The organism is Actinoplanes cyaneus, from assembly GCF_016862095.1.
Classification (GTDB): domain Bacteria; phylum Actinomycetota; class Actinomycetes; order Mycobacteriales; family Micromonosporaceae; genus Actinoplanes; species Actinoplanes cyaneus.
In genome coordinates this window covers 170,440-193,044 of record NZ_BOMH01000017.1, presented here as the reverse complement: position 1 = coordinate 193,044, position 22,605 = coordinate 170,440, and the positions used below count along the sequence as shown (strand labels likewise).

Sequence of the window (22,605 nt, the reverse complement as noted above, 5' to 3'; positions counted from 1 at the left end):
GTCCCGCAACCGGGACACCAACGGTTCTTAGCCTTCAGGCTGAGCAGGCCGCCGACGAACCCGACGACTAGCGAAGCCACGGCGACAATCAGCACCATGGTCACATCCCTCATTGGCAACAGGGATAGACGCTAGGTAAGGGGGATCTCACGGGTCCACGATGTTGCGAATAGTTGCGTCAGCTTAGTTCACCGGCTACGCGGGTAACGAGGTCTCGGGCAGGCTTCCCGTACAAGGCGACCTGGTGCAGGTTCTCGAACATCCGCCCATACAGGTCGATCTCACTGGGCTGGGTGACCTCAATACTCGCCGTCGGAGTCTCCAGAGCCACGAGCTGGTTGTCGAACATCCAGAATCCCGCCGACGGTACGGCTCCCCGCTCCACCATGAGCGGGATGATGCCGAGCGCAACCGCCGGGAGCGACATGACGGTCAACAGGCGGTCGAGCTGGTTGGCCTGGGTGTCGGCATCCCCGAACCAAATCCTCAACGCCTGCTCTTCCAGGATGACGGCGAACCGCTTACCCCGCTGGTACAGGATCTTCTGGCGTTCCATCCTGACGGCGACCGCCTCCTCCAAGTCATTGGGAGCGTCGAGGAACCGGCTCCAGAACGACAGCATGGCAGCGCAGTAATCTGGAGTCTGGAAGAGTCCGGGGATCACATTGTGTTCGTAGATCCGGAAGAGGTTGGTCTCCTCATAGAGGGTCGGGGCGCGGATGCCCAGCACCCGCTTCATGCCGGCTCTAGCCTGGCGACGGAACTCCACATACGCCGACTCGACAGCCCGCAACGTGGCGAGAAGATCGGCAGCTTCAGCCTCCGCTCCACAGGCCCGACACCAGTCCTGGATGTCGCCTACCGTCGGCTGCTGAACTCCGTTCTCCAGCTTGCTCACACGCGTGTAGTGCTGGCCCGTTGCGGCGGCCAGCGCCCGCCCCGTGAGTCCGGCTTCTCTGCGGATCTCACGGAGTCGGGCGCCCAGCGCCTGTTGCGCCTGTTTGGCGGAGCTACTTGGGTTCGTAGTCACGATGCGGGATCGCGAGCTTCCACACCGCGTCAAAGGCGGATCGGCAGAGGTTAAGGTCGGCCGAGTCTGTCGAGGTCTCCATGCCGGCGTTCAGCCCGTTCCCGGTGTAGAGCAGGAAAACCACGAGCCGATCATCGAACAGGTAGAAGTCATTTCCAGGGAGAGCCAGCGACGACACCAGCGAGCGGGGAGTCCAACGGATGTCCTCACCGGCATCAACCATCGGGCCGGCGATGCTGAAGCTCCATCGCTGGTAGTCACTCAACGGCTCGGAGACCACGCGTGCCCGACGGACGCTCTTGCCTACGGGCACATGGCTCCGCAGGGTGGCACACCAGTCATCGAGCCAGCTCAGGTCATCCGGTTCCTGAGCCGCCCACTTGGCCATGTACGGAAGCTCGATCTCGGTTCCGTAGGCGTCACGCGTCTCCAGGTGGTCTGACGACCTCTCGAAGGTGCGGAGCAGGCGATCAAACTCCGCCTCATCCAGCGACGCCACGGCCCTCCTCGGTGAAGAACTGGATCATCCTGTCAGGGATCTCGACCACAGACTCTCCCTCCGGGATGTCCATCTCCGCCAGCGCTTCGGGATCGGTCACCACGAAGCCCTGCACCAGCCAGCTACCCCGGTCAGTCCGGTAGAGGGTCGGCGAGTTCGTCGGGTTGGAGTTCGGGTCCTTGGCAACGAAGGTTAGGCGCACGGCCAACTCCCTGTCTCTAAGGTTGCGAGGTGTTGCGCGCGCATACATCGTGATCGCCACACTACGCACCGTCAAGCTTTTAGAGCCTCGGTCAAATTTGCGCAACGACTCCGAAACCGTGGCAAGTTTTAAGGTGCTATCACGCGGCGGTACCCACATTTTGCCCCAAGGGGTTACACCCCCACTCCCTCGATGTAACACCTGACGGCCGCCAGAATCACCGAGCTTGCCTGCCCAGCCATCCCATGCAAATGGAATGACGGCCGCGACTGAACAACATATCGATTAATCTTGCCCATCCTCTGGAAGAGATTCAAGGAATTCGACTACACCGCTGTTATCGTCGCCAGGAGCGAAGACAACAATAAGGCCGCCGCCCTCTTTAGGCTGAGCCGACTCGATTCGCGCTGCGTTGAATGTAGTTCGTGCAAACCCCAGAGGAATATCCAGTTCACCCACTCTAACAACAAGCGGTTTGACGATAACCAGAGGCGAAGCGACACTAAGGTCGGCTGCAGGGTCTATAGTCCCTGCCCGGAGCTCTTCAGTGAAGGAAGTCCAGGTGATCCCATACGATCCGGCGCGCAGCAATGTAGCCGCGTTAAGTATTTGTATGGCCTCTTTGCGGTGCATGTGGCTGAAATCCGGCACAACAATTTGCTCGTCCGTGTAATCCTGGATCGCAATCAGTGCCTCAATCAAAACTATCACCTGCTTGAGGTCGAACAGAGCGCCGCCAGGGATTTCTACGGAAGCATGCTTCGCAGGGCCGTATCGCTCGGCGAAACGCATCTTGTTTGGAGAATGGAATGAATCCGCCACCCGTAGACCCGCGAGAACTTCGATCGGCCTCAAACCGCTCAGGTCCTTGATTCGTAGGGTAACGGTGACCTTACGGCTTGCCAAGTCGGTGCGGATCTCGATACCAAGAGCTCCGCCTTGCTCGACTCCATGGGCGAAAGCTCCCTCCCGAGACAGACCGAAGGCCACCGGCTCCATCCCAAATACGACCGAGTCAATCAGTGCATCGTTGTCATCCAAGATCTGCATACGAAGGTCGTAGGATTTACCGCCCTCAACAGGGCCAACGTACAAAGTTCCAGACGAGAAAGAGGCACCCAGACCTCCGGGAAGGTCAATCGAACCGCTAACAGCAACTTCTTCGCTTGCAGTTATAGAAAACGGCATCCCGTACACATTGAAGTCTTCAAGAAGCTTTTCGGCCTCACCTCCCGACGCAGCTTGAACGTTGATCTTAATTGGGATCTCACGCTCTTTGAGAGATTCAACCATTCGCGCGAATATTTTAAACGTAACCCAAGAACCCTCCGCCTGCTGGCGTATTACGGCAGCGACCAGGAACGGCTCAGCACCTGGCGTCGCCGGATTTGATGCGTCGACGGAAAAATCGTAACGGTAGTGCGGATCGCGGGAATTTAGGGCCGCATGAAGCTTAGATAGATTACTCTCAACATCCGCTGGCTTTAGAAGATCAGCCGGTTTGCTTGCCTGGTTCTCTATTCCCAAGAGCCCGATTAGCTGCCGCATCGTTTCTGCCAAGCGATCCGCTCCGTCCTGAAGATAATAATCGACAACTTCTGGATACTTTGCAACCAACCCCTCACAGTGACTCAATCCTCGCCACTCGCAAGGATACCCAGCGTCCTTAGTGATTTTCTGAAACCACTCTCGCTCATCATTATTGGGATCTAGCGGGACCCATAGGTTCCACTCCGCAATAACCGCACTCTTCCCTTGCGCAAAGTTGCGAAGGCGTTTGAATGAGTCCCGGATCTGCTGCTTCCGGCTATCATCTAACTTTGTCGGAAAATATTTTATCTGATCGACATGCCAGCCATCAGAATCGATATAGATGACGTCGATCCCACCATCACCTTGCGAAGTCCTAACGCGCACGGCGTGAGGGTTCTCCCTGCACCGCATGATTGACAACAGAGTCTCAGTTACATTGGGATCCAATGTAGCCCATGATACGGTGCTCATCCGACCATCCTCCATGATCCGCAATCCACGGCACTGGCGCTAGTGCAAGCGAATGTTCGCGCTATTAGCCACCTTACTCTGACACAACCGGGCGCGCGAGAACTTCCAACCGATCAAGTACAGATGGTCGCGCCGAAATAAAAAGACCTCATATCGCACGAACGTCGCTTGCTGACCTTGAAAGCTCATGAACAACCGCGAAATTGACCTAGGCGCTGACTCACCCAGGGCCGATAGGCGCCTCAGATAGGGGATAGCTACAGGGCATAGTTTCCTGCAACGCCTACGACGGGTTGTGCTGGCCGTCTACAGTGTCACGCCATGGATGCACTTGCCGACCTAATCGGCTGGTTCAACGCTGAAAGAACAACCGTCGTCGTAGCCGCGTTGGCATTGGCCGGCATCGTCTACTCGGCGCAGTCTGCTTCCGCAGCCCGGAGGCAGGCCAGAAGCGCCAAAGACCAGGCTGAACGCGCAAGAGAGCAGGTCGCGCTCAGCAAACAACAGGTAGACGTGATGCTCCGGCAAGTCAGCCAGGCGGAGGCCGTCGAAGCGGCAGCTCAACAGGCTAGGCGGGAGTCGCTTCAGCCCAACGTTCTCGTCGACATCGCACCCGGCCTGAACGACCCTGGCGTGTTCGTTTTGATCATATCGAACATTGGGGCATCCATTGCGAGGAACGTCCGCATCAAAGCGCTGGACCAGATGGTGCGATCTGACGGGCTGAAACTCCACGAGTTGACAGTGTTCACCGAGCCGATCTCGGTGATGCCGCCAGGGCAGACGCGCCAGTTCTTCTATGACGTTGGCTTCCAACCGTTCAAGGGCAAGTCACCGCTGCGGTGCCGCTTCGAGGTTGACTGCGAAGGCCCCTTCGGTCCAGTAGAAACCGCCCATTACGATATAGACCTCACGCCGTACCAAGGCGGCTGGGCTGCCCCGACGACGCTCCATTCGGTGGTTGAGCAGATGAAAAAGGCCGTATCATCGCTCAACTCGATTGGCAAGGCCATCCATCAGGAGCACGACGCTGCGCGAACGTCGTTCGAGTGCAAGATCGTTCAGTCGACGCGAATGACGGACGACTTCACGACTTGGCTGCCGGCCGGCGAGGTCCTACGCCCATCGAACGCAGCGAGCGACGAGGCAGCGCCTTGACTCTGTGGGCACGAACCAAGTTCCATCCGACCTCTGCGTTACCCGGTTAGTTACCCACGATCGGCATCAGCGCCAATGAGCCGACATGATCCCGGCTGACTACGCCGCTCGGCTGTGGCCGCCTTTTGCCTGTTCAGGATGATGATCGGTGATTCCCGATGATCAGGCGCACCCAGCAGGTCTCCTACTCCGTCGGTCGCAGGTTCGAATCCTGCCGGGCGCGCCACTCCTCTTGACCTGAAGTAACCCGCACGGCCGGCCCACAGCCGAAGCCCCGTCCGCCGGTACCAGATCTTGTGACAGCGGCGACTTCTTCACGAAGATCGACGGCTCTGACGGCCCTGGCTGAATGCCCACAGCTGAACCCTCCTGACTCAGCCGGTGTATACCGGTGCGGCCTGCTCTTACGGTCGGCATGGCATCGACGCTGACCAACTCCGCAGGCGCGGTCCAGTTTCATGACACGGGTTCCATGGGGTGGCTGAGATCAGACACTCTGTCTCTTTCTGACCGGGGGTGGGAGCGTGGCAAGACGTCCGGCCGAGGCGCAGCCGATGGGCGGCTTCGCCCTCCTGCTGTGGGCCGTACCTGCGGTAATCGAGCCGCTCACGTTGGCGTTCGCCGCATCGGGACTCCCGGAAGTCGCTGATGCCTCACCGTACGGCCGAGCGGGAACCGTCGCCGTCGCCGTGCTCGCTGCTGTGCTATCGGCGTTCGGTGCGACCCTGGCCTGGCGTGGCGCATCAGCTGCCCTTCGGGGTGTGACGGCTGTCCTTCTGGCTGTTGTCGCGGTTCTCATCGGTCTGATGACCTTCTACTTCTTCTTCAGCGGCCCGATGTTCGTCGCCTTCGGCATCTTGCTGCTCCACGCCACGATCTCGATCTGCGTACTCACTCGGGCGGTCCTTCGAGCAGCTTCATCAGTCGAGAGAGCTGATCGGTGATGCAGCCGGAATCCATCAAGCGTTTGCACGAGTACGCCGAGAGTGTTGCAAAGCTGGCGAAGGAACTATCTGAAGAGACTCCACAGCGGTCCGAAGGAACCGACGCGACCGGCTGGGTGATAGTCGTTCTCGGCCGGGACGGGCTGCCGGCCGAGGTACGCGTTCGCAACGGCTGGCAGCAGCGCCTGGACGCGGAACAACTCGGCGCGGCGGTCATCGAGTCACACAACGATGCCTTGCGGCAGGCATTGAGGGTGTGGACTCGGCGTCTTGACGACAGCCGCTGGTGGGGGCGGCAGCGAGACGTCGACGCTGAACATCTTCATGGTTCCGCGGAGTTGTATGAGACACCTCCCCAGCTTGGTACGGATGGTCGGGCGCACCACGATTTCGAGTACGGCGAGCGGGTCTTGAAGGACCTCCAGGACGCACAGCGCCTGACGACGGAAGTACCGCGCGCGGTCGAGGGAACGGACGACGGGCGCCACGTCATCGTGCGGCTCGGCGCGGGTGCGATGTCCAGCTGCGAGATCGAGCCACGATGGGCCTCTCGCTGCGACGGAACGGTGATCAGCGCCGCTCTCTCCCGCGCGCTCGAGCGGGCGAAGAGCCAGTTGGAAGCGAAGACGGATCAACTTCAAGGATTGGACGCGCACCTCGGCGACGGGCTGGCCACCCTTGCGTCCCTTGCCGGGCAGCACCGGACACGAGGCGACATTCGATGACCCTGCCCACCCCGGAAGAGGTCTCGGTCGCGACCAACGCGCTCCGCACAGAGGCGGGCAAGTGGGAAGAGCAGGCCGGTCGGCTGAGCACCCTCAGCGGCGACGCTGCCGGGATGCAGTTCGGTCGCTTGGAGGCTGGGCTGTTCCAGATGCTCGTGACGCCGTACAACGACATCATCTCGGCCGTGTCTGCCCGCTGCGCCGAAGGCGCGGCTTCCATGAAGGAAATCGCCAGCACCCTGCGCAACGCTGCGAACACCTACGAGGCTGAAGACCAAGCGGGCGCGCATCGGATCAGCGGCATTTACTGACAAGGAGAGGTCGTGGAATTCAGCCGGGCGCAGTACGAAGCGGTCATCGCGGAGATCGAGGCCGGCACGAAGACGCTGGAGGCGAAACTCGCGGAGGTGAAACCGGCCGCGAAGAATGCCACGTCCCACTGGTGGATCGACCCGGTCTCCGCTGAGGCGATCAACTACATCGCGGACAAGACAGTCGAGATCGGCACCGGGATCCTGAACTGGATTCTCGACGTGCTGAAAGGCGCGACTGCCCCGATTTGGATGTTCGTGGACGCCTACCACTGGATGGATCTCCGTGGAACGGCTAACGCCGTGTCGACGGACCTCTCGACGCAGAACCTGGTCATCGATGACTCCGACTGGCGCGGGAAGGCTCGCGACAACTATCTTGCGGCCGCCGGCGCGCAAGCCGGCGCGGCTGCCCGTGTGGGCTCGATCGCGGGTAGCACTGCTGGCATGCTCGCCACATGCGCTGGAGCTGGGCTTGCCTTCTACATCGCAGTCGCTGCCGTGCTGGCCAAGCTGATCGCGACGACCGTGGCCGCTGTCGCGGCCCTCGGCTCGGTGGTCTTCTCGTGGGTGGGTGCTGGGCTTGTGCTCCAAGAAGCAGGCTTCAGCACGACGGCTCTCTGGGCTGCTTCCGCCACGCTGGCTGGGTTCTTGGGCACTCAAGCCGCAGCCATGATCACCATGCACGGTGACACCGTTGATCCCACCAGCTTTCCGAACGGCGTGTGGCCGAAGCCGAACAGCGCTCAGTACAACGACGCGACCGTTTTCGACGCCAACGGTAAGGTCGACGCCGACTGGAGCCTGAAGAAGGACTAGCCAGGCTTTCCATGCCGCACAGAGCTACCTGAACGCCCTCCGAGCAGATCACGCCACGCGCGCCGTGCACTCCTGACCTGGGGTCGCAGGTCAGGAGGAACGACGTCTCAGGCCGCGGCGAGGGCTTCGGTCGGGGCGAGACGGGCCGCGCGGATAGCCGGGTAAAGGCCGGCGATCACGCCGATCGCCACGGTCGCGGCGAGGCCGCCGCCGATGACCCAGTCCGGGACGACTGTCGGCCAGTCCCGCGAGATCGCGTAGAGCCCGGTGACCAAGAATCCGCCGAGCACCCCGCCGGCCCCGCCGAGTGCGGAGAGCAGCAGCGACTCGGAGACGAACTGGACGCGGATGTTGCCGCGGGTGGCGCCGAGCGAGCGCCGCAGCCCGATCTCAGCTCGGCGTTCCAGCACGGAGATGACCATGGTGTTGGCCACGCCGATGCCGCCGACCAGCAGCGCGACCGCGCCGAGGCCGAGGAGCAGCGCGTTGTACGTGGAGTTCGCCGCCCGTTTCGGGGTGAGCGCCTCGGACGGCTTGGAGACGTTCACCTCGTCGGGGCTTTCCGGGTTGGCGGTGGCCGCGAGGACGGCCCGGACGTTCTCGACCTGCGATTCGACCGAGCGCGTGTAGATCGTGGTGGCGTGCCCGTCGAAGCTCAGGTACTGCTTCGCCGCCTCCCAGCCGATCAGCACGGCGCCGTCGAGTTCGGGGGCGAGCGGCACCGCGTCGAGCACGCCGATCACCCGGTACCAGCGGCCGCCGATGTAGACCGACGGCACGTCGCCGAGTCGCCGGGCGGCTGCCGAGCCGAGGACGACCGCGGGGTAGTTCGCCGTGGCCGCGTTCAGCCAGGTGCCGTGGTTGATCGTCGCGCCGACCGTGGTGAGCAGGTCGAGCTGGGCGGCTTGCAGGGACAGTCCGCCGGTTTCGCCGGCCGGGATCCGGTCGGAGCGGTAGACCGGGGTGCCGGCGACCGTGCCGACCGCTGTCGCGCCGGTGACCGGCCCGATCCGTTCGATCATCGGGAGCGCGTCGTCGGGCAGGGTCGCGTCCTCGCCGAACATGGTGTTGCCGGGCGCGACGGTCAGCATGTTCGTGCCGAGCTGGGCGAGTGCGCGGTCGAGGGCGGCCCGGCTGGAGGTGCCGATGCCGACCACGGAGACCATGGCGGCGATGCCGATCGCGATGCCCAGCGCGGAGAGCACCGCGCGCAGCGGCCGGGCGCGCAGGCCGGAGCCGCCGAGCCGGAACAGGTCGGTGGCGCTGAGCCGGGCCGGCCGCAGGGTGCGGGTGCGGGGCATGTCAGACCACCCGCCCGTCCCGCATCGGCACCTGGCGTGGCAGCGAATCGGCGATCTCGTGATCGTGGGTGATCACCAGCACGGTGGTGCCGGCCGCGTTCAGTTCCCGCAGCAGGGTGACGACTCCGGCGCCGGCGACCGAGTCGAGGTTGCCGGTGGGTTCGTCGGCGAGCAGCACGGCCGGGTTGCCGGCGACGGCCCGGGCCACCGCGACGCGTTGCCGTTCCCCTCCGGAGAGCTGGTGCGGGCGATGTCCGAGGCGATCCCCGAGCCCGACCCGGATCAACGCGTCCCGTGCGAGCTTTTCCCGAGCCTTTCGCGGTACGCCGGAGTAGAGCAGCCCGTCCGCGACGTTCGCGACCGCCGAGCGGCCGGGCGCCAGGTGGAACTGCTGGAAGACGAACCCGATCGAGCGGGCGCGTAGCGCGGAGAGCTGCCGGTCGGACAGGGCCGCCACGTCGTGCCCGTCGATCCGGACGTCGCCCGTGGTCGGCCGGTCCAGCGTCCCGATCATGTGCAGCATGGTGGACTTGCCGGAGCCGGACGGCCCGACGATCGCGATCAGTTCACCGGATCGCACGGTCAGGTCCACGTCGCGCAGCGCGGTGACCCCGCCGGGGTAGCTCTTGGTCACCCGGCTCAGCTCGATGACCGGGCCGGTGGCGGGCGCGGCCGGCATCGGCTCGCTCAGCTCGACGACCGAGCTCATGCCGGGACACCCACCTTCGTACCCTCGGCGAGGTCCCCGCCGGAGACCTCGACGCGCCCGTCGGCGAACAGGCCGGTCTCGACCGCCACGACCTCGGTGGTGGCGCCGTCGACGACCTGCAGGCCGTAACCGCCCTCGCTGAGGGCGAGCAGCGCGTTGACCGGGACGGTCAGCACGTTCTCCCGCTGCGAGGCGACGAACAGGACGGTGACCGCGGCCTCGTCCAGCCCGGCGGGTGCCCGGGTGAACCCGATCGTCACGCTGATCTTCGTCTCGTCCTCGCCGTTCGGGTCGTCGGACTCCTCGACGGTGGTCTCGACGCCGGAGATCTTCGCCGGGACGGTCGAGCCGTCCGGGAGGGTGACGTCGACCTTCGCGCCCTTTCTGGCCAGCCGCTGATCGGCGACGTCGAGCGTGACGGTGGCGACCCGGCCGATGTCGCTGGTCTGCAGCATCTCGGTGCCGGGCTGGGCGGTCGCGCCGGGCTCGACCGTCCGGGAGTCGATCCGGACCGCGCCGGGTTCGAAGACGACCCGGCCCAGGTCGACCGTGCCGGTCTCGTCGAGGCCGAGGTCCTCCTGCCACTCCTGCACCGCGTCGGCGGTGGCCGAGGTGAACGTGCTGTCGACGGTGAAACCCCGGTAGCCCAGCGCCCACAGGTTCTTCTCGAGCTGGTTGACGTCGGTGCCCTTGGACCCGGAGCTCAGTGCGCGGTAGGCGGGCAGGGTGCCGTACATCAGGATCACCGGTTCGCTGTCCACCTTGTACAGCGGCTTGCCGCGCTTGATGGTGGCGCCGGTCGCCGGCATCCAGGTGACGGTCCCGCTGAGCCGGGTGGCGAGCGTGCCCGTGTCGCCGTATCCGAGCGTCCCGTCGTGGCTCTCCTTGTCGACCAGCGTCGTCCTGGTCACGTCGGCGGTCGCGGCCGGCAGGTTGCCCGCGCCGGCCTGTGCCGGCTTCTCGGCCTCCGGCAGACCCCCGATCAGCAGGTACGCGGTCACGCCGCCGGCCACCAGCACCCCGGCCACCGCGGCGGTCGTCCACTTGCGGCTCATGCTCCGCCGCCCTTGGTCCCGCCCTCGCTGGTGACGTCCCGGGGGCCCTTGGGCCGGTTGCTGTCGCACTTCTTCTCGGCGGCCTGGAACGTCGGGGAGTCCGGGTCGATGCCGCTCTTCGAGTCGATCCCGATCTCGCCCTTGGGGCCCGGGTCGGGGAAGTTGGGCACCCCGTTCTCCCGCATGCACTTGGCCATCTGCCGGGTCTTCTCGATGTCCTCGGCGCTGGGCGGCGGGGCGTTCTCGCCGTCCGGCGCCCACTTCCGGCAGGCCTGCTGCGCCTTGTCGAAGTCTTCCTTCTTGACGCTGTCCGGGACCCTGATGCTCAGCTTCCCGTCGCTCGGGTCCGGGAACCACGTCATGCCCTGCTCCCGCATGCACCGGGAGAACTTGAGCGGGGCGTCCGGGTCGATCGTGCCGGCGGCCGACGCGGACGGGTTCGCCGACGCCGGCCCGCTCCGGGCGGTGGCTACCGACGAGTCGTTCGGGGCCGGTTTGCCGCAGCCCGCCATGCTCGCGGCGAGCATCAGGCCCGCCGCGAGAATCGCTCTGGTCCTCATCGTCGTCTCCTTCGCCGGCAGCCGTGCGGCTGCCACGCATCGAAGTAGAGCGAGGCGCTGGTTTCCCGGGCGTCAAGGAAAACGGTGACACCGAGTTGACACCCGATCTTGCGACTATGGGAGTCATGCGGATCCTGGTGGTCGAGGACGAACCGTTGCTGGCCGACGCGGTGGCGCAGGGCCTGCGGCACGAGGCGCACGCTGTCGATGTCGTCTACGACGGCGGCTCCGCACTGGAACGCATCGAGGTCAACGACTACGACGTGGTCGTGCTGGACCGGGACGTGCCGGTCGTGCACGGCGACAAGGTGTGCCAGGTGCTGGCCGAGCGCAACGCGGATGTCCGGGTGCTGATGCTGACCGCGGCGTCCGGCGTCGACGACCGGGTCGCCGGGCTCGCTCTCGGCGCCGACGACTACCTGCCGAAGCCGTTCGCGTTCCGGGAGTTGTCGGCGCGGGTCGCGGCGCTCGGGCGGCGGGCCCGGCCGGCCGCGCCGCCGGTGCTGCGCCGGGCCGGGATCAGCCTCGATCCGTACCGGCGTGAGGTGCACCGCGACGGGCGTTACGTGCCGCTGTCCCGCAAGGAGTTCGCCGTGCTCGCCGAGTTGCTGCGGGCCGACGGCACCGCGGTCTCGGCCGAGACGCTGCTGGAGAAGGCGTGGGACGAGAACGCCGACCCGTTCACCCATGCCGTGCGGATGACCATCCTGAAGCTGCGCCGCAAGCTCGGCGATCCGCCGGTGGTGCTGACCGAGCCGGGAGTGGGGTATCGGATCCGATGAATCTCGATCTGACCGTGCGGGGCCGTCTGACCCTGGTCTACGGCGGCATGTTCGTCCTGGCCGGGCTGGTGCTGTTCGGCGCCATCTACCTGCTGGTCGGGCGGGACCAGGTGACCGCCGGGAGCATGCAGCGCGCGACCGAGGCGGTGATCGGCCCGGACGGGCAGCCCGCCGTCAACATGATCATCAAGGACACCCGGGCCGACACCATGCACGCCCTGCTCACCCAGGGCATGATCGCCCTGGTCGTGGTGAGCGTGGCGACGATCGCGCTGGGCTGGCTGGTCGCCGGGCGCCTGCTCCAGCCGCTGCACGAGATCACCGCGACGGCGCGGCGGATCGCCGAGTCCCCGGCCGATCGTGGCCTGCACGAGCGGATCAGCATGACGGGACCGGACGACGAGGTGAAGCAGCTGGCCGACACGTTCGACGTGATGCTGGCGCGGCTGGACCAGTCGTTCGACGGGCAGCGCCGGTTCATCGCCAACGCCTCGCACGAGCTGCGCACGCCGCTGACCTTGAACCGGACGCTGCTCGAGGTCGCGCTGACCCCGGAGACGGCTTCCCCGGAGGTCCGGCAGCTGGGCAGCACCCTGCTGGCGATCAACGATCGGCACAGCCGGCTCATCGACGGGCTGCTCCTGCTGGCCCGGTCGGAGCGGGAGGTGACGGAGAGGTCGTACGTGGACCTGGCCGACATCGTGGACCACGTGGCGGTGTCGGACACCGTCAAGGTCGTCGCCGAGCCGTTCGAGGCGGCCGTCCTCGGCGACCCGGTCCTGCTCGAACGTCTGGTGCAGAACCTGGTGGAGAACGGCGTGCGGCACAACGTCCCGGTGAACGGCTGGGTCAGGGTGACCACACTGACCAGGCCGGACGGCTGGGTCGAGTTGCGCGTCGCCAACTCCGGGCCGGTCATTCCGCGGTACGAGGTCCCGGGCCTCTTCGAGCCGTTCCACCGGTACCGCAGCGAGCGGCTGGTGTCTCCGGGCGCCGGCCTGGGCCTCTCCATCGTCCGGGCGGTCGCCCGCGCCCACGGTGGCGAGGTCCGCGCCGACGCCCGCGAGGAGGGCGGCCTCGACGTCGCGGTGCTGCTGCCCCGCGCCCCGTGACGTCGTCGCCACCGCGGCGGCGCTCGTCGCCAAGGGCCGCCGGTGTCGCGAGCGGCCGCCGGGCACGGAAGCGGACGCCGGTCAGGTCGCGGCGGGGACCGTCTCGTCGACCGGCCCGGCGCTGCGCCGCGCCAGCCCGATCACCCCGGCCGTCATGACCAGCGCGGCCAGCGCCGCGGCCACCAGGCCGACCGTCCCGAAGCGGACGCCCTCACCGAGGACGGCAACCCCGGCCAGGGCGGCCACCAGCGGGTTCACGACGCTGACGGTGGCCAGCGGCGCCGCCAGCCCCGCGCCCCGGTAGGAGAGCTGGCCCAGCAGGTAACCGCCGGCCGCGAACACCATCACCAGCACCGCGGCGGTCGCCGACACCCGCGCCGCGCCGCCGCTGGTCAAGGACGCCAGCACCGCTTTGGACAACACCGACGCGATCCCGAACGCCACCCCGGACGCCCCGGCCAGCAGCACCGCGCGCATCCGCGGGCCGGACCGCCACGCGCCGGCCGCGCACAGGGCCACCACCGCGGCGGTGATCGACGACAGGGCCCGGACGAACCGCTCGGTCAGCAGCGCCGGATCGCCGGAGTCCACCGACAGCGACAGGATCAGCACCAGCCCGGCCACGGTCAGCGAAGCGTCCCGCCAGGCCGCCGCGGTGACCCGGCTGCGATATCGCACGACGTGGATGGGCAGCGCGAACAGCAGCGTCAGGGTGCCGAGCGCCTGCACCACGGCGACGGTCCCGAACTTCAGCGCGACCACGTGCAGCGTGACCCCGGCACCGGTGAGCAGCAACGCCACGGCCCAGCGCGACCACCCACGATGGCCGTGCCCGGCGAGACGCTCCTGCGCCACGGCCGCCGCCGCGTAGGCGGCCGCGGACAGCACGGACAACCCGGCGGCCCACCCCAGTGATCCCATCGGCCCCTACCTCGCCCGCGCGGTCATCGGCGGGACACGCCCTAAAATACCGAGCGAACGGCGCGGGATCACCCGAAAGTGGCACGAACTATTCCGGCGGGCGCGCCCGGGCCCGCATCAGCCGTGCCGCGTGCCGCTCGACCAGGCCGTGAGCCCGGCGCCGCGCCGTCTCCTGCCGGGCCGCGGCCGCGTCGGCCCGCCGTTGCCGGGACCGCGCGGCCCGCTGCCGCAGCTCCGCCATCCAGGCCTCCCGTTCCCCCGGCACTGCGCTGGAGGGCGCAGCGCCGGAGGAGGAGGGCGCCGTGCCGGGAGAACCGGGCGCGGCGCCGCGCGCCGCGGTGCCGGCCGGACGGACCATCTCGATACGCGATGAAGTCATGGCGGAATCCTCCCGCCGGGGTACGACACTTCCCCGGACCGGCCCGCGAGCCGGCAGAAGCCGCGCCCAGCCACCGGGAAAATCCGTTTCCGCCCGCCGGCCCGCGCTGCCACGATCCCCGTCGCGCGTTGCACAAGAGCGGGCCCATCCACGAGGAACGAGAGTGAGAAGGCAACGACCACGGGCAACTCCGTCAGAAGACCCGCTGAACCGCCCGCACCACCCACCCGTACTGCAGCGCGAGCCAGGACCGACCCGCCCGGAGCACCGGCCGAAGGCCCCGGCGACCCGACCGGCTGATGGGACCCCACCCACACCGCACCGGTCCGCACCCGGCGAGGGGACTACCCTTGACGCCCTGTGAACTGGGCTTCGGTGTGGCGGCCCGGGCGGCCCGATCTAGGCCCCGGCGGCCTACGGAACATGGAACGGAAGATGATGATCGATCAGGCCAAGGTGCGAGTCCTGCTTTTGGAGAGCATCCACCCGGATGCGGTGTCCCGGCTCGAGGAGGACGGCTTCGCGGTCGAGTCCGTGTCCAGCGCGCTGGACGAGGCCGAGCTGATCGAGCGCATCTCCGGCGTCCACCTGCTGGGCATCCGCTCGAAGACGAAGGTCACCGCGAAGGTGCTGGAGGCCGCCGACAGCCTGGTGGCGATCGGCGCGTTCTGCATCGGCACCGACCAGATCGACCTGGCCACGGCCTCGGCGTCGGGTGTCGCGGTCTTCAACGCCCCGTTCTCCAACACCCGCTCGGTGGTGGAGCTGGCGATCGCCGAGATCATCGCGATGACCCGCCGCCTCACCGAGAAGAACGCGCTGATGCACGCCGGCGTCTGGGACAAGTCGGCCGACGGCGCGCACGAGATCCGCGGCCGCCGTCTCGGCATCGTCGGTTACGGCAACATCGGCACCCAGCTGTCGGTCCTGGCGGAGAACCTGGGCATGTCGGTCTCGTTCTTCGACACCGCCGACAAGCTGGCGCTGAGCAACGCGCACCGCTGCGCCAGCATGGACGAGCTGCTGGAGACCAGCGACATCGTCACCCTGCACGTCGACGGCCGCCCGGGCAACGCCGGTTTCTTCGGCGCCGAGCAGTTCGCGCGGATGCGTCCCGGCAGCCTGTTCCTGAACCTGTCCCGCGGCATCGTCGTCGACCACCTGGCCCTGCGGGACGCGTTGCGCAGCGGTCACCTGGCCGGCGCCGCCGTCGACGTCTTCCCGACCGAGCCGAAGGGTCGCGGCGACGAGTTCCTGTCCGAGCTGCGCGGCCTGCCGAATGTGATCCTCACCCCGCACATCGGCGGTTCGACCGAGGAGGCGCAGTCGGACATCGGCGGCTTCGTGGCGAACAAGCTGGCGAAGTTCCTGATCGACGGCAACACGACGCTGAGCGTGAACCTGCCGGGCGTGGTCCTGCCCGAGCAGCCGGGCCTGCACCGGATCGTGCACGTGCACGTCAACACCCCGGGCGTGCTGGCCCAGGTCAACCGCATCCTCGCCGAGCACAACGTGAACGTCGAGGGTCAGCTCCTGAGCACCCGCGGGGAGTATGGATATCTGATCACCGACATCGGCAAGGGCTACAGCGACTCGGTGCTGGAGCAGCTGCGCGCCATGGAGCAGACGGTCCGCCTGCGCGTCCTGTCCTGATCCACGCCGGAACGGGCCTTCCCCACCGGGAGGGCCCGTTTCCTGCGATCACGATCAACCGATTCGCCGGTACGCGATCACGCGCGCCCGCCCTACCCCGCCTCCACGCTGAGCAGCGCGATCTTCGAGGCGGTCTCCACGTCGTACCGTCCCGTGGTGTTCCAGTCCTTGGGCGTCAGCGTCGACCCGGGCGCCACATCACGAAGGGTCCGCGCTCCCGCGGTCACCGTGGTCGCCCCGCCACCGACCTTGACCCGGATCGGGTTCCCGGCCGGCGCGCGCAGGGTCAGGTCCTCCACCCCGCCGACGATCTTCACGGGCACGGTCCGGGACGCCTTGGACAGCGCCATCACGGCCCGTCGTGTCCCGCCGACCAGTTCGATCCCGTCCACCCGGCCCTCGCCGAGGTCGACGTCACACTCCGCGGCGTACCCGGAGAAGCGCAGCGTCCACCGCACGCGCGCGGCGAGCACCACCTCGACCTGGCCGTCCGTTCCGGCGCCGTCGCGGTTCACCTGCAGGCGTACCGCATCGTCGGTGAGCTGCGGGCTGGGTCGCAGCGGCGAGCCGTCGGGCGTGCTGATCCGGAACAGGTCGTCGCCGATGTCGGCGATCGAGACCCGGATCCGGTCGCTGGCCGCGAGCATCTCGAACGCCGCCTTGGTCCGTCCGTTGATCGGCGCGGTGACCAGCCGTGAGGTGGTCGTCGTGGAGCTGCCGCCGCCGAGGTTCAGCACGTCGGTGATCTTCGAATCCGGCCCGGAGTAGTAGACGACCCCGGTCACCGCGATCACCAGCACGGCGATCGTGCCGAGCAGGCTCATGCCGGCCGTGACCAGCCGCGATCGCCGGCGCGGAACGAACGGCGCGGGCCGGGTGGCGGGAGCGGCGGCGGGCGCCTGACCGGGCATCGCGCGCGGCACGTCGAGCGTGTCCGCCCAGGTCGCGCCCTCCCACGAGGGGAAGCCGCTGTCCACCGGGGACGGCTGCGTGGCAGGCGCCTGCGGCGCTGCCCGGTCCGCGGCCGCTGCCACCGGCGGGGCTGCCGGCGGCTCGCCGGGATGGCGCCGGACGACCGGGAGCCCGCCCGCCTCCGGCTCGGCCACCGGGAAAGCGCCGTCGTCGTCCCGCCCGCCCAGCGGCCGGTTCCCGCTGATCGGGCCGGCGGTGAAACCGAACGACGCCCGCCCGGGCCCGCCAGGCGACGCGGGCCCGTAGTCCGGCGCGGCGGCCGGCGGCTCGTAGGAGTGCGCCCCGCTCGAAGGCTCGTAGGAGGAGGTCGCCGGCGCGCCCGGTGACGGCGGCACGGGCTCGGAACCGCCCGCGTCCTCGGCGTCCCCGAACCAGCCACCCGCGGGCGGCTCGACCGGTCCGATCGCGGAGCTGCCCTGCTGCCCGGCCGGCTGCCGATAGATCCGGTCCCGCCCGTCCTTGCGGCGCTGCGGCAGTGCGGAGGACCCGGCCGACGAGGATGACGAAGGTGACGGTGACGGCGCCGGAGCTCCCGACTCCGGCATCACGCCGTCGATGGCGATGCGGTCCACGGCCGATGTCCTCTCCCCTGCAGCGCCGTCACGTGGCGCCCGCAAGAGAACACGGATAGCAGCGCTGCGCGGATCAGGTGATCCATGAACGAAACCTGGAATTCACCGGAGCTCAGGACGCACCAGCCCGCGCCGGGTGGCGATGGCCACCGCCTCGAGCTGGCTGTGCGCGCCGAGCTTCGCCAGGACCGCCTTCTGGTAGCCCCGGCAGGTGTGCACGCTGATGCCCAGCCGGCGGGCCACCGCACGCGCGTCCAGACCGGCCGCCATCAGCTGCAACACCTCGTCCTCACGGGCGGTCAGCCCGCTGGGCGCCTTGGTCACGGTGGCCGGGCTGGTGCTGCGCAGCAGGCGGGCCATGATGTCGGTGGAGACGGTCATGCCGCCGCTGTGCGCGGTCCGCAGGGCGTTGAGCACGTCGGCGAGCGCGCCCTTCTTGGAGATGAAACCGGCGGCGCCGATCGCGGTGGCCCGGCCGATCTGGGCCGGGTCCTCGCGGGCAGTGAGGATCACCACACGAATGTCCGGCTGGCGCACCAGGATGAGCTGAGCGATCGCGAGGCCGTCCGCATCGGACAGGTCGGGATCGAGCAGAATCACGTTCGGCGACAGCTCGGACGCCAGGTGCAACGCCTCCTGACCGGTCCGCGCGTGCCCCACCCACAGCAGGTCCGGCTGCCCGGCCAGAGCGTGCCCCAGCAGCTCGGCAAAGGTCTGGTGACCGTCGACGACGAGCACCCGGATCGCCTCGTCGTTCCCCATGCGCACACCATCCTCTGTCCAACGGTCAGCCCGCTCGGGCCCCGCGCAGTCTAAGGACTACCCACCACCGTGCCGCCCTACCAATAGGCGAGCGTTGTGCCACGGCGACGCCAGGTTGCCACCCGAGCGGTGGTTCTCACCAGTCTTTCGGCCGAGGGCACCCCCCGCATTGGGGCTTGCCGGTCCACGACGGCGACGGACACGATTCTGAATCATGTACGACATCCAGCTCTTCGGCCGCATCGAGGTCCGTACCCGTGGCGTCCGCCTCGCGGGCGACGACCTCGGCGGTGACCGCCCGCGTCAGCTGCTCGCCCTCCTGGCGCTGCACGGCGAGCAGTCCCTTGTGGAGCTGTCCGACCTGATCGGCGCCCCGCCGGCCACCGTGAAGGCCGATCTGAAGGTGCTGCGCGACCGCCTGGAGCCAGGCGTGCACGGCCGTGATTCCGTGGTGGTCGGCAACAGCGGGAGCTACCGCCTGGACACCGAGCGTGTCCGGGTGGACGTGGCCACGTTCGACCAGTTGATCGCCGCCGCCGAGGGCCGTTCCCCGGAGCGTGCCGTCCGTCCGCTGACCGCCGCCGCGTTCCTGGCCACCCGTCCCCTGCTGGAGGACGAGGACACGCCCTGGGCCGCTGAGCTGCGCGCGAAGTACCGGGCGAAGCTCCCGGCGGGTCACGCCGCCATCTGAGAAAAGCGGCAAATCGCCGTACGCCATGAATCTGCGGTAAACCGCGAGCGCGAAGCGGGCCCTGGGCGGAGAATCGCCGCGTGCTCGACGTCCCCATCGCGCTGTTGCCCGTGCCGCTGGCCCCGGAGATCTCGCTCCATCTCGTGGACGCGCCGCTCGGGCTCTTCGACCTGACCGGCGGCGAGTTCCACAGCGACTCACCGCCGCCGTTCTGGGCGTTCGTCTGGGCCGGCGGCCAGGCCCTCGCCCGTCACCTGCTGGATCATCCGGGTGAGGTGGCCGGCCGCCGGGTGCTGGACCTGGCCACCGGCTCCGGGGTCGCCGCGATCGCCGCCGCCCGTGCCGGCGCCGCCGAGGTCGCCGCGACCGACATCGACCCGGCCGCGGTCGCCGCCGCGCGCCGCAACGCGGTGGCCAACGACGTCACGCTGGCCGATGCCGTGGAGCAGCCGGACGTCGTGCTGGCGGGTGACGTCTACTACAGCCCCTCGGTCGCCCCGCAGATCACCGCCCAGCTGCGCGCGTTCCGCCGGAACGGGGCATCGGTGCTGGTTGGCGACCCCGGCCGGGGGTATTTCCCGGAGCGGCTCTTCGCACTGGTCACCGAATATGTCGTACCCGTGCCGGAGAGTCTGGAGGAGACCGGCGAGCTGCGGACCGGGATCTGGCGGATGCGCTGACCTCCGAGATGCGTTCACCACGCAACAACTTGTACGCTACACGCATTGACCCGGCGCCCAGGAGGACGGCCACCACGTGCAGGACCAGCAGGAAGCCAACCCCGGAGTCGCCCGGCTCTCCGACGAGATCATCCGTTTGATCCGGATGGGCCCGCGGTTCCGGGGCATGCTCAAGACCGGGGATCTCGGCGCCGAGTTCTCCGCGCTGATGCTGCTGCTGCCGTTGCGGGCGAACGGTCCGATGCGGGTCACCGACCTGGCCGACCTGAAGCAGGCCGATCCCTCGACGATCAGTCGCCAGGTCGCCCAGCTGGTCAAGGCCGGTCTGGCCCGCCGGGAGGCGGACCCGGCGGACGGCCGGGCCTCCCGGCTGGCGGTCACCGGGACCGGGCTCGAGGCGTGCGAGCGCCTGGGCGCTGCCCGCATCGCCCTGCTGGAGCGGGCGCTGAGCGACTGGCCGGCCGAGCGGGTCGACGCTTTCGCCCGGCTTTTCGAAGAGTTCAACACCTCCGTCGAGGCGCTGCTGCGCACCGACCTCGGCGCACCACCACGGGAGAACCTGTGAGCCACCCCACGGCGGTCGGAAAACCGGCCGCGGAATTCACCCACCGCCAGATCCTCACGATCCTCGGCGGCCTGATGATGGGCATGTTCCTCGCCGCCCTCGATCAGACGATCATGGCCACCGCGACCCGGACGATCGCCGACGACCTGAACGGCTTCAACCTGCAGGCGTGGGCCACCACGGCGTTCCTCATCACGTCGACGATCTCGACGCCGCTCTACGGCAAGCTGTCCGACATCTACGGCCGGCGGCCGTTCTTCCTGTTCGCCATCGGCATCTTCATCGTCGGCTCCATGCTCTGCGGCCTGTCGCAGAACATGTACGAGCTGGCCGCCTTCCGGGCGATCCAGGGCATCGGCGCCGGCGGTCTGATGTCGCTGGCCCTGGCCATCATCGGCGACATCGTGCCGCCCCGCGAGCGCGCCAAGTATCAGGGCCTCTTCCTGGCCGTCTTCGGCACCGCGAGCGTGCTCGGCCCGATCCTGGGCGGCTTCTTCGCCGGCGCCGACACGCTGCTCTGGGTCGACGGCTGGCGCTGGGTCTTCTACCTGAACGTGCCGATCGGCATCGCCGCGATGCTGGTGGTGGCGCGCGTGCTGCACCTGCCGCACACCCGGGTCAACCACCGCATCGACTGGCCGGGCGCGGTCGCCCTGATCGTCGGCCTGGTGCCGCTGCTGACCGTCGCCGAGCAGGGCCGTGACTGGGGCTGGGACTCCGGCCGGTCGATCGCCTGCTACGCGATCGGCGTGATCGGCCTGGTCGCGTTCATCTTCGCCGAGCGGGCCTACAAGGAGGAGGCGCTGCTCCCGCTGCGCCTGTTCGGCAACCGCACGATCGCGGTCGGCACCGGCGCCAGCACCATCCTCGGCATCGCGATGTTCGGCGGCCTGATGACCGTCCCGCTCTACCTGCAGATCGTCAAGGGCTCCTCGGCCACCGCGGCCGGCCTGCAGATGATCCCGTTCGTGGTCGGCATCATGTCCGGCTCGATCATCTCCGGTCAGCTGATCTCCCGCACCGGTCGCTACCGGATCTTCCCGATCATCGGCAGCACCCTGATGGTGATCGCGCTGTTCCTGTTCTCGCTGATCGGCGCGGACACCCCGCTGTGGCGGACCATGCTGGTCATGGTCCTGATGGGCCTCGGCCTCGGCGGCAACATGCAGCCGATGATCACCGCTGTGCAGAACGCGGTGTCCCCGCGGGAGATCGGCGTCGCCACCGGCGCGGTCACGTTCTTCCGCTCGATGGGCGGCACGCTCGGCACCGCGGTCTTCCTGTCGGTGCTGTTCAACGTGCTGCCCGGCAACATCAAGGACGCGTACGCCGACGCCGCGAAGAACCCCGAGTTCGTCAAGGCCGCCGCCGACCCGGCTCAGCAGCAGTTGCTGGCCCAGGCGCAGGGCGGCGGCGGGCTCAGCGACACGTCGTTCATCAACAAGCTCACCGACGTCGTCGCCCACCCGTTCAAGGTCGGCTTCTCGGACAGCGTGCACGTCGTCTACCTGATGGCGTTCTTCATCATGCTCGTCGGCCTGGTCGCGGTCCTCTTCCTGCCGGAGATCCCGCTCTCCATGCGCTCCGCCCAGCAGCAGCGCGCCGACGACGCGGCCAAGGCGGCAGACCAGGCGGACAACGCGACTTCCGCTCACTGATCAAAAGACGATTGCGGGGGTACGAACGGTCGCCCGGCCGTGCGTACCCCCGCACGCTTCAAGGTCTTCCCGGGTGCGTTCCGCCCGTCGATGACGAGAGCCCCGAAAACGGCCAGCGAAGCGTGGTCGTTTTCGGGGCTCTCGTCATCGACCTCCCGGGGCGGAATGCCCGCCGAGCGGAGCGAGGCCATCGGACCCAGCAATTAGGCTCAGCTCATGGCTGTTGTGAAGATCAACGCGATTGAGGTCCCCGAGGGCGCCGGCCCCGAGTTGGAGAAGCGCTTCGCCGCCCGCCACGGTGCGGTCGAGAACGAGCCCGGCTTCCTCGCCTTCGAGCTGTTGCGCCCGGTCGCCGGCGACAACCGCTACTTCGTCTACACGAAGTGGGAGTCGGAGGAGGCCTTCCAGAACTGGTCCCAGGGCAGCGCCAAGGCCGCCCACTCCGGCGAGCGTGCCAAGCCCGTCGCCACCGGCGCCAGCCTCCTGGAGTTCGAGGTGATCCAGGAGGTCACCAAGTAGTCCGCCCCGCTGCTCCCCGACA

At 67.8% G+C, this 22,605-nt stretch carries 25 protein-coding genes; 13 read left to right on the top strand and 12 right to left on the bottom strand.

Annotated features, from left to right (window positions below):
* Positions 1-178 precede the first annotated feature (178 nt).
* The 4 genes from Acy02nite_RS12050 to Acy02nite_RS12035 all read right to left on the bottom strand — a co-directional run bounded on the left by Acy02nite_RS12050 (position 179) and on the right by Acy02nite_RS12035 (position 3,735).
* Positions 179-1,030, bottom strand: coding sequence for a helix-turn-helix domain-containing protein (locus tag Acy02nite_RS12050; RefSeq protein ID WP_203740041.1), 852 nt, complete (start codon positions 1,028-1,030; stop codon positions 179-181).
* Positions 1,011-1,529, bottom strand: a complete 519-nt coding sequence (locus tag Acy02nite_RS12045; RefSeq protein ID WP_203740040.1) for a DUF6879 family protein — start codon at positions 1,527-1,529, stop codon at positions 1,011-1,013. The genes Acy02nite_RS12050 and Acy02nite_RS12045 overlap by 20 nt, the downstream gene beginning before the upstream one ends.
* Positions 1,513-1,791 (bottom strand): hypothetical protein, encoded by a 279-nt coding sequence (locus Acy02nite_RS12040; RefSeq protein WP_239174609.1) that lies wholly within the window; start codon positions 1,789-1,791, stop codon positions 1,513-1,515. The genes Acy02nite_RS12045 and Acy02nite_RS12040 overlap by 17 nt, the downstream gene beginning before the upstream one ends.
* Before the next feature lie 225 nt (positions 1,792-2,016).
* Complete coding sequence (locus Acy02nite_RS12035) at positions 2,017-3,735, bottom strand: hypothetical protein (RefSeq protein ID WP_203740039.1); 1,719 nt, start codon at positions 3,733-3,735, stop codon at positions 2,017-2,019.
* Between the two features lie 321 nt (positions 3,736-4,056).
* Here Acy02nite_RS12035 and Acy02nite_RS12030 point away from each other — a divergent pair, with 321 nt between their 5' ends.
* The 5 genes from Acy02nite_RS12030 (at position 4,057) to Acy02nite_RS12010 (ending at position 7,692) form a co-directional block, all read left to right on the top strand.
* Complete coding sequence (locus tag Acy02nite_RS12030) at positions 4,057-4,893, top strand: DUF8453 domain-containing protein (protein WP_203740038.1); 837 nt, start codon at positions 4,057-4,059, stop codon at positions 4,891-4,893.
* 524 nt (positions 4,894-5,417) lie between these two features.
* Positions 5,418-5,837: a hypothetical protein gene (locus tag Acy02nite_RS12025; RefSeq protein WP_203740037.1), complete on the top strand. Its 420-nt coding sequence runs from the start codon at positions 5,418-5,420 to the stop codon at positions 5,835-5,837.
* The gene (locus Acy02nite_RS12020) at positions 5,834-6,562 is read left to right on the top strand and encodes a hypothetical protein (RefSeq protein WP_203740036.1); all 729 of its coding nucleotides are present in this window, start codon (positions 5,834-5,836) and stop codon (positions 6,560-6,562) included. The genes Acy02nite_RS12025 and Acy02nite_RS12020 overlap by 4 nt, the downstream gene beginning before the upstream one ends.
* Positions 6,559-6,873, top strand: coding sequence for a type VII secretion target (locus Acy02nite_RS12015; RefSeq protein WP_203740035.1), 315 nt, complete (start codon positions 6,559-6,561; stop codon positions 6,871-6,873). Before Acy02nite_RS12020 ends, Acy02nite_RS12015 begins: the two co-directional genes overlap by 4 nt.
* A gap of 12 nt (positions 6,874-6,885) precedes the next feature.
* Positions 6,886-7,692 carry a hypothetical protein gene (locus Acy02nite_RS12010; protein ID WP_203740034.1) on the top strand — a complete coding sequence of 269 codons (807 nt, stop codon included), beginning with the start codon at positions 6,886-6,888 and terminating at the stop codon, positions 7,690-7,692.
* 107 nt (positions 7,693-7,799) lie between these two features.
* Here Acy02nite_RS12010 and Acy02nite_RS12005 read toward each other — a convergent pair whose 3' ends face one another.
* From Acy02nite_RS12005 to Acy02nite_RS11990, 4 genes are read right to left on the bottom strand one after another with little or no spacing between them, the layout of a single operon-like run.
* Positions 7,800-8,993: an ABC transporter permease gene (locus Acy02nite_RS12005; protein ID WP_203740033.1), complete on the bottom strand. Its 1,194-nt coding sequence runs from the start codon at positions 8,991-8,993 to the stop codon at positions 7,800-7,802.
* Position 8,994: 1 nt separating this feature from the next.
* Entirely contained in the window at positions 8,995-9,702 is a 708-nt protein-coding gene (locus Acy02nite_RS12000) for an ABC transporter ATP-binding protein (protein ID WP_239174607.1), read from the bottom strand.
* Complete coding sequence (locus Acy02nite_RS11995) at positions 9,699-10,757, bottom strand: efflux RND transporter periplasmic adaptor subunit (RefSeq protein WP_203740032.1); 1,059 nt, start codon at positions 10,755-10,757, stop codon at positions 9,699-9,701. The genes Acy02nite_RS12000 and Acy02nite_RS11995 overlap by 4 nt, the downstream gene beginning before the upstream one ends.
* On the bottom strand, positions 10,754-11,317 hold the full coding sequence (locus Acy02nite_RS11990; RefSeq protein WP_203740031.1) for a hypothetical protein: 564 nt from the start codon (positions 11,315-11,317) through the stop codon (positions 10,754-10,756). The genes Acy02nite_RS11995 and Acy02nite_RS11990 overlap by 4 nt, the downstream gene beginning before the upstream one ends.
* A 125-nt stretch (positions 11,318-11,442) precedes the next feature.
* On the opposite strand from Acy02nite_RS11990, the gene Acy02nite_RS11985 reads away from it, so the two are divergent.
* Positions 11,443-12,099 carry a response regulator transcription factor gene (locus Acy02nite_RS11985; protein WP_203740030.1) on the top strand — a complete coding sequence of 219 codons (657 nt, stop codon included), beginning with the start codon at positions 11,443-11,445 and terminating at the stop codon, positions 12,097-12,099.
* Entirely contained in the window at positions 12,096-13,211 is a 1,116-nt protein-coding gene (locus tag Acy02nite_RS11980) for a sensor histidine kinase (RefSeq protein ID WP_203740029.1), read from the top strand. The genes Acy02nite_RS11985 and Acy02nite_RS11980 overlap by 4 nt, the downstream gene beginning before the upstream one ends.
* A gap of 81 nt (positions 13,212-13,292) precedes the next feature.
* On the opposite strand, the gene Acy02nite_RS11975 is transcribed toward Acy02nite_RS11980, so the two are convergent.
* A complete protein-coding gene (locus Acy02nite_RS11975; RefSeq protein WP_203740028.1) occupies positions 13,293-14,132 on the bottom strand; it encodes a DMT family transporter in 840 nt (279 codons plus the stop codon).
* A gap of 88 nt (positions 14,133-14,220) precedes the next feature.
* Complete coding sequence (locus Acy02nite_RS11970; RefSeq protein ID WP_203740027.1) at positions 14,221-14,511, bottom strand: hypothetical protein; 291 nt, start codon at positions 14,509-14,511, stop codon at positions 14,221-14,223.
* Between the two features lie 435 nt (positions 14,512-14,946).
* Here Acy02nite_RS11970 and serA point away from each other — a divergent pair, with 435 nt between their 5' ends.
* Entirely contained in the window at positions 14,947-16,164 is a 1,218-nt protein-coding gene (gene serA / locus Acy02nite_RS11965; RefSeq protein WP_203740026.1) for a phosphoglycerate dehydrogenase, read from the top strand.
* 92 nt (positions 16,165-16,256) lie between these two features.
* On the opposite strand, the gene Acy02nite_RS11960 is transcribed toward serA, so the two are convergent.
* The gene (locus Acy02nite_RS11960; RefSeq protein ID WP_203740025.1) at positions 16,257-17,708 is read right to left on the bottom strand and encodes a hypothetical protein; all 1,452 of its coding nucleotides are present in this window, start codon (positions 17,706-17,708) and stop codon (positions 16,257-16,259) included.
* 102 nt (positions 17,709-17,810) lie between these two features.
* Complete coding sequence (locus Acy02nite_RS11955) at positions 17,811-18,470, bottom strand: response regulator (protein WP_203740024.1); 660 nt, start codon at positions 18,468-18,470, stop codon at positions 17,811-17,813.
* 214 nt (positions 18,471-18,684) lie between these two features.
* Between Acy02nite_RS11955 and Acy02nite_RS11950 the strand changes: the two genes are divergently transcribed.
* The 5 genes from Acy02nite_RS11950 (at position 18,685) to Acy02nite_RS11930 (ending at position 22,583) form a co-directional block, all read left to right on the top strand.
* Positions 18,685-19,161, top strand: a complete 477-nt coding sequence (locus tag Acy02nite_RS11950; RefSeq protein WP_203740023.1) for an AfsR/SARP family transcriptional regulator — start codon at positions 18,685-18,687, stop codon at positions 19,159-19,161.
* Positions 19,162-19,241: 80 nt separating this feature from the next.
* Positions 19,242-19,841: a class I SAM-dependent methyltransferase gene (locus Acy02nite_RS11945; RefSeq protein ID WP_203740022.1), complete on the top strand. Its 600-nt coding sequence runs from the start codon at positions 19,242-19,244 to the stop codon at positions 19,839-19,841.
* Positions 19,842-19,917: 76 nt separating this feature from the next.
* Positions 19,918-20,406, top strand: coding sequence for a MarR family winged helix-turn-helix transcriptional regulator (locus tag Acy02nite_RS11940; RefSeq protein ID WP_203740021.1), 489 nt, complete (start codon positions 19,918-19,920; stop codon positions 20,404-20,406).
* Positions 20,403-22,064, top strand: coding sequence for an MDR family MFS transporter (locus Acy02nite_RS11935; RefSeq protein ID WP_203740020.1), 1,662 nt, complete (start codon positions 20,403-20,405; stop codon positions 22,062-22,064). The genes Acy02nite_RS11940 and Acy02nite_RS11935 overlap by 4 nt, the downstream gene beginning before the upstream one ends.
* A 216-nt stretch (positions 22,065-22,280) precedes the next feature.
* Positions 22,281-22,583 carry an antibiotic biosynthesis monooxygenase family protein gene (locus tag Acy02nite_RS11930; protein WP_203740019.1) on the top strand — a complete coding sequence of 101 codons (303 nt, stop codon included), beginning with the start codon at positions 22,281-22,283 and terminating at the stop codon, positions 22,581-22,583.
* Positions 22,584-22,605 lie beyond the last annotated feature (22 nt).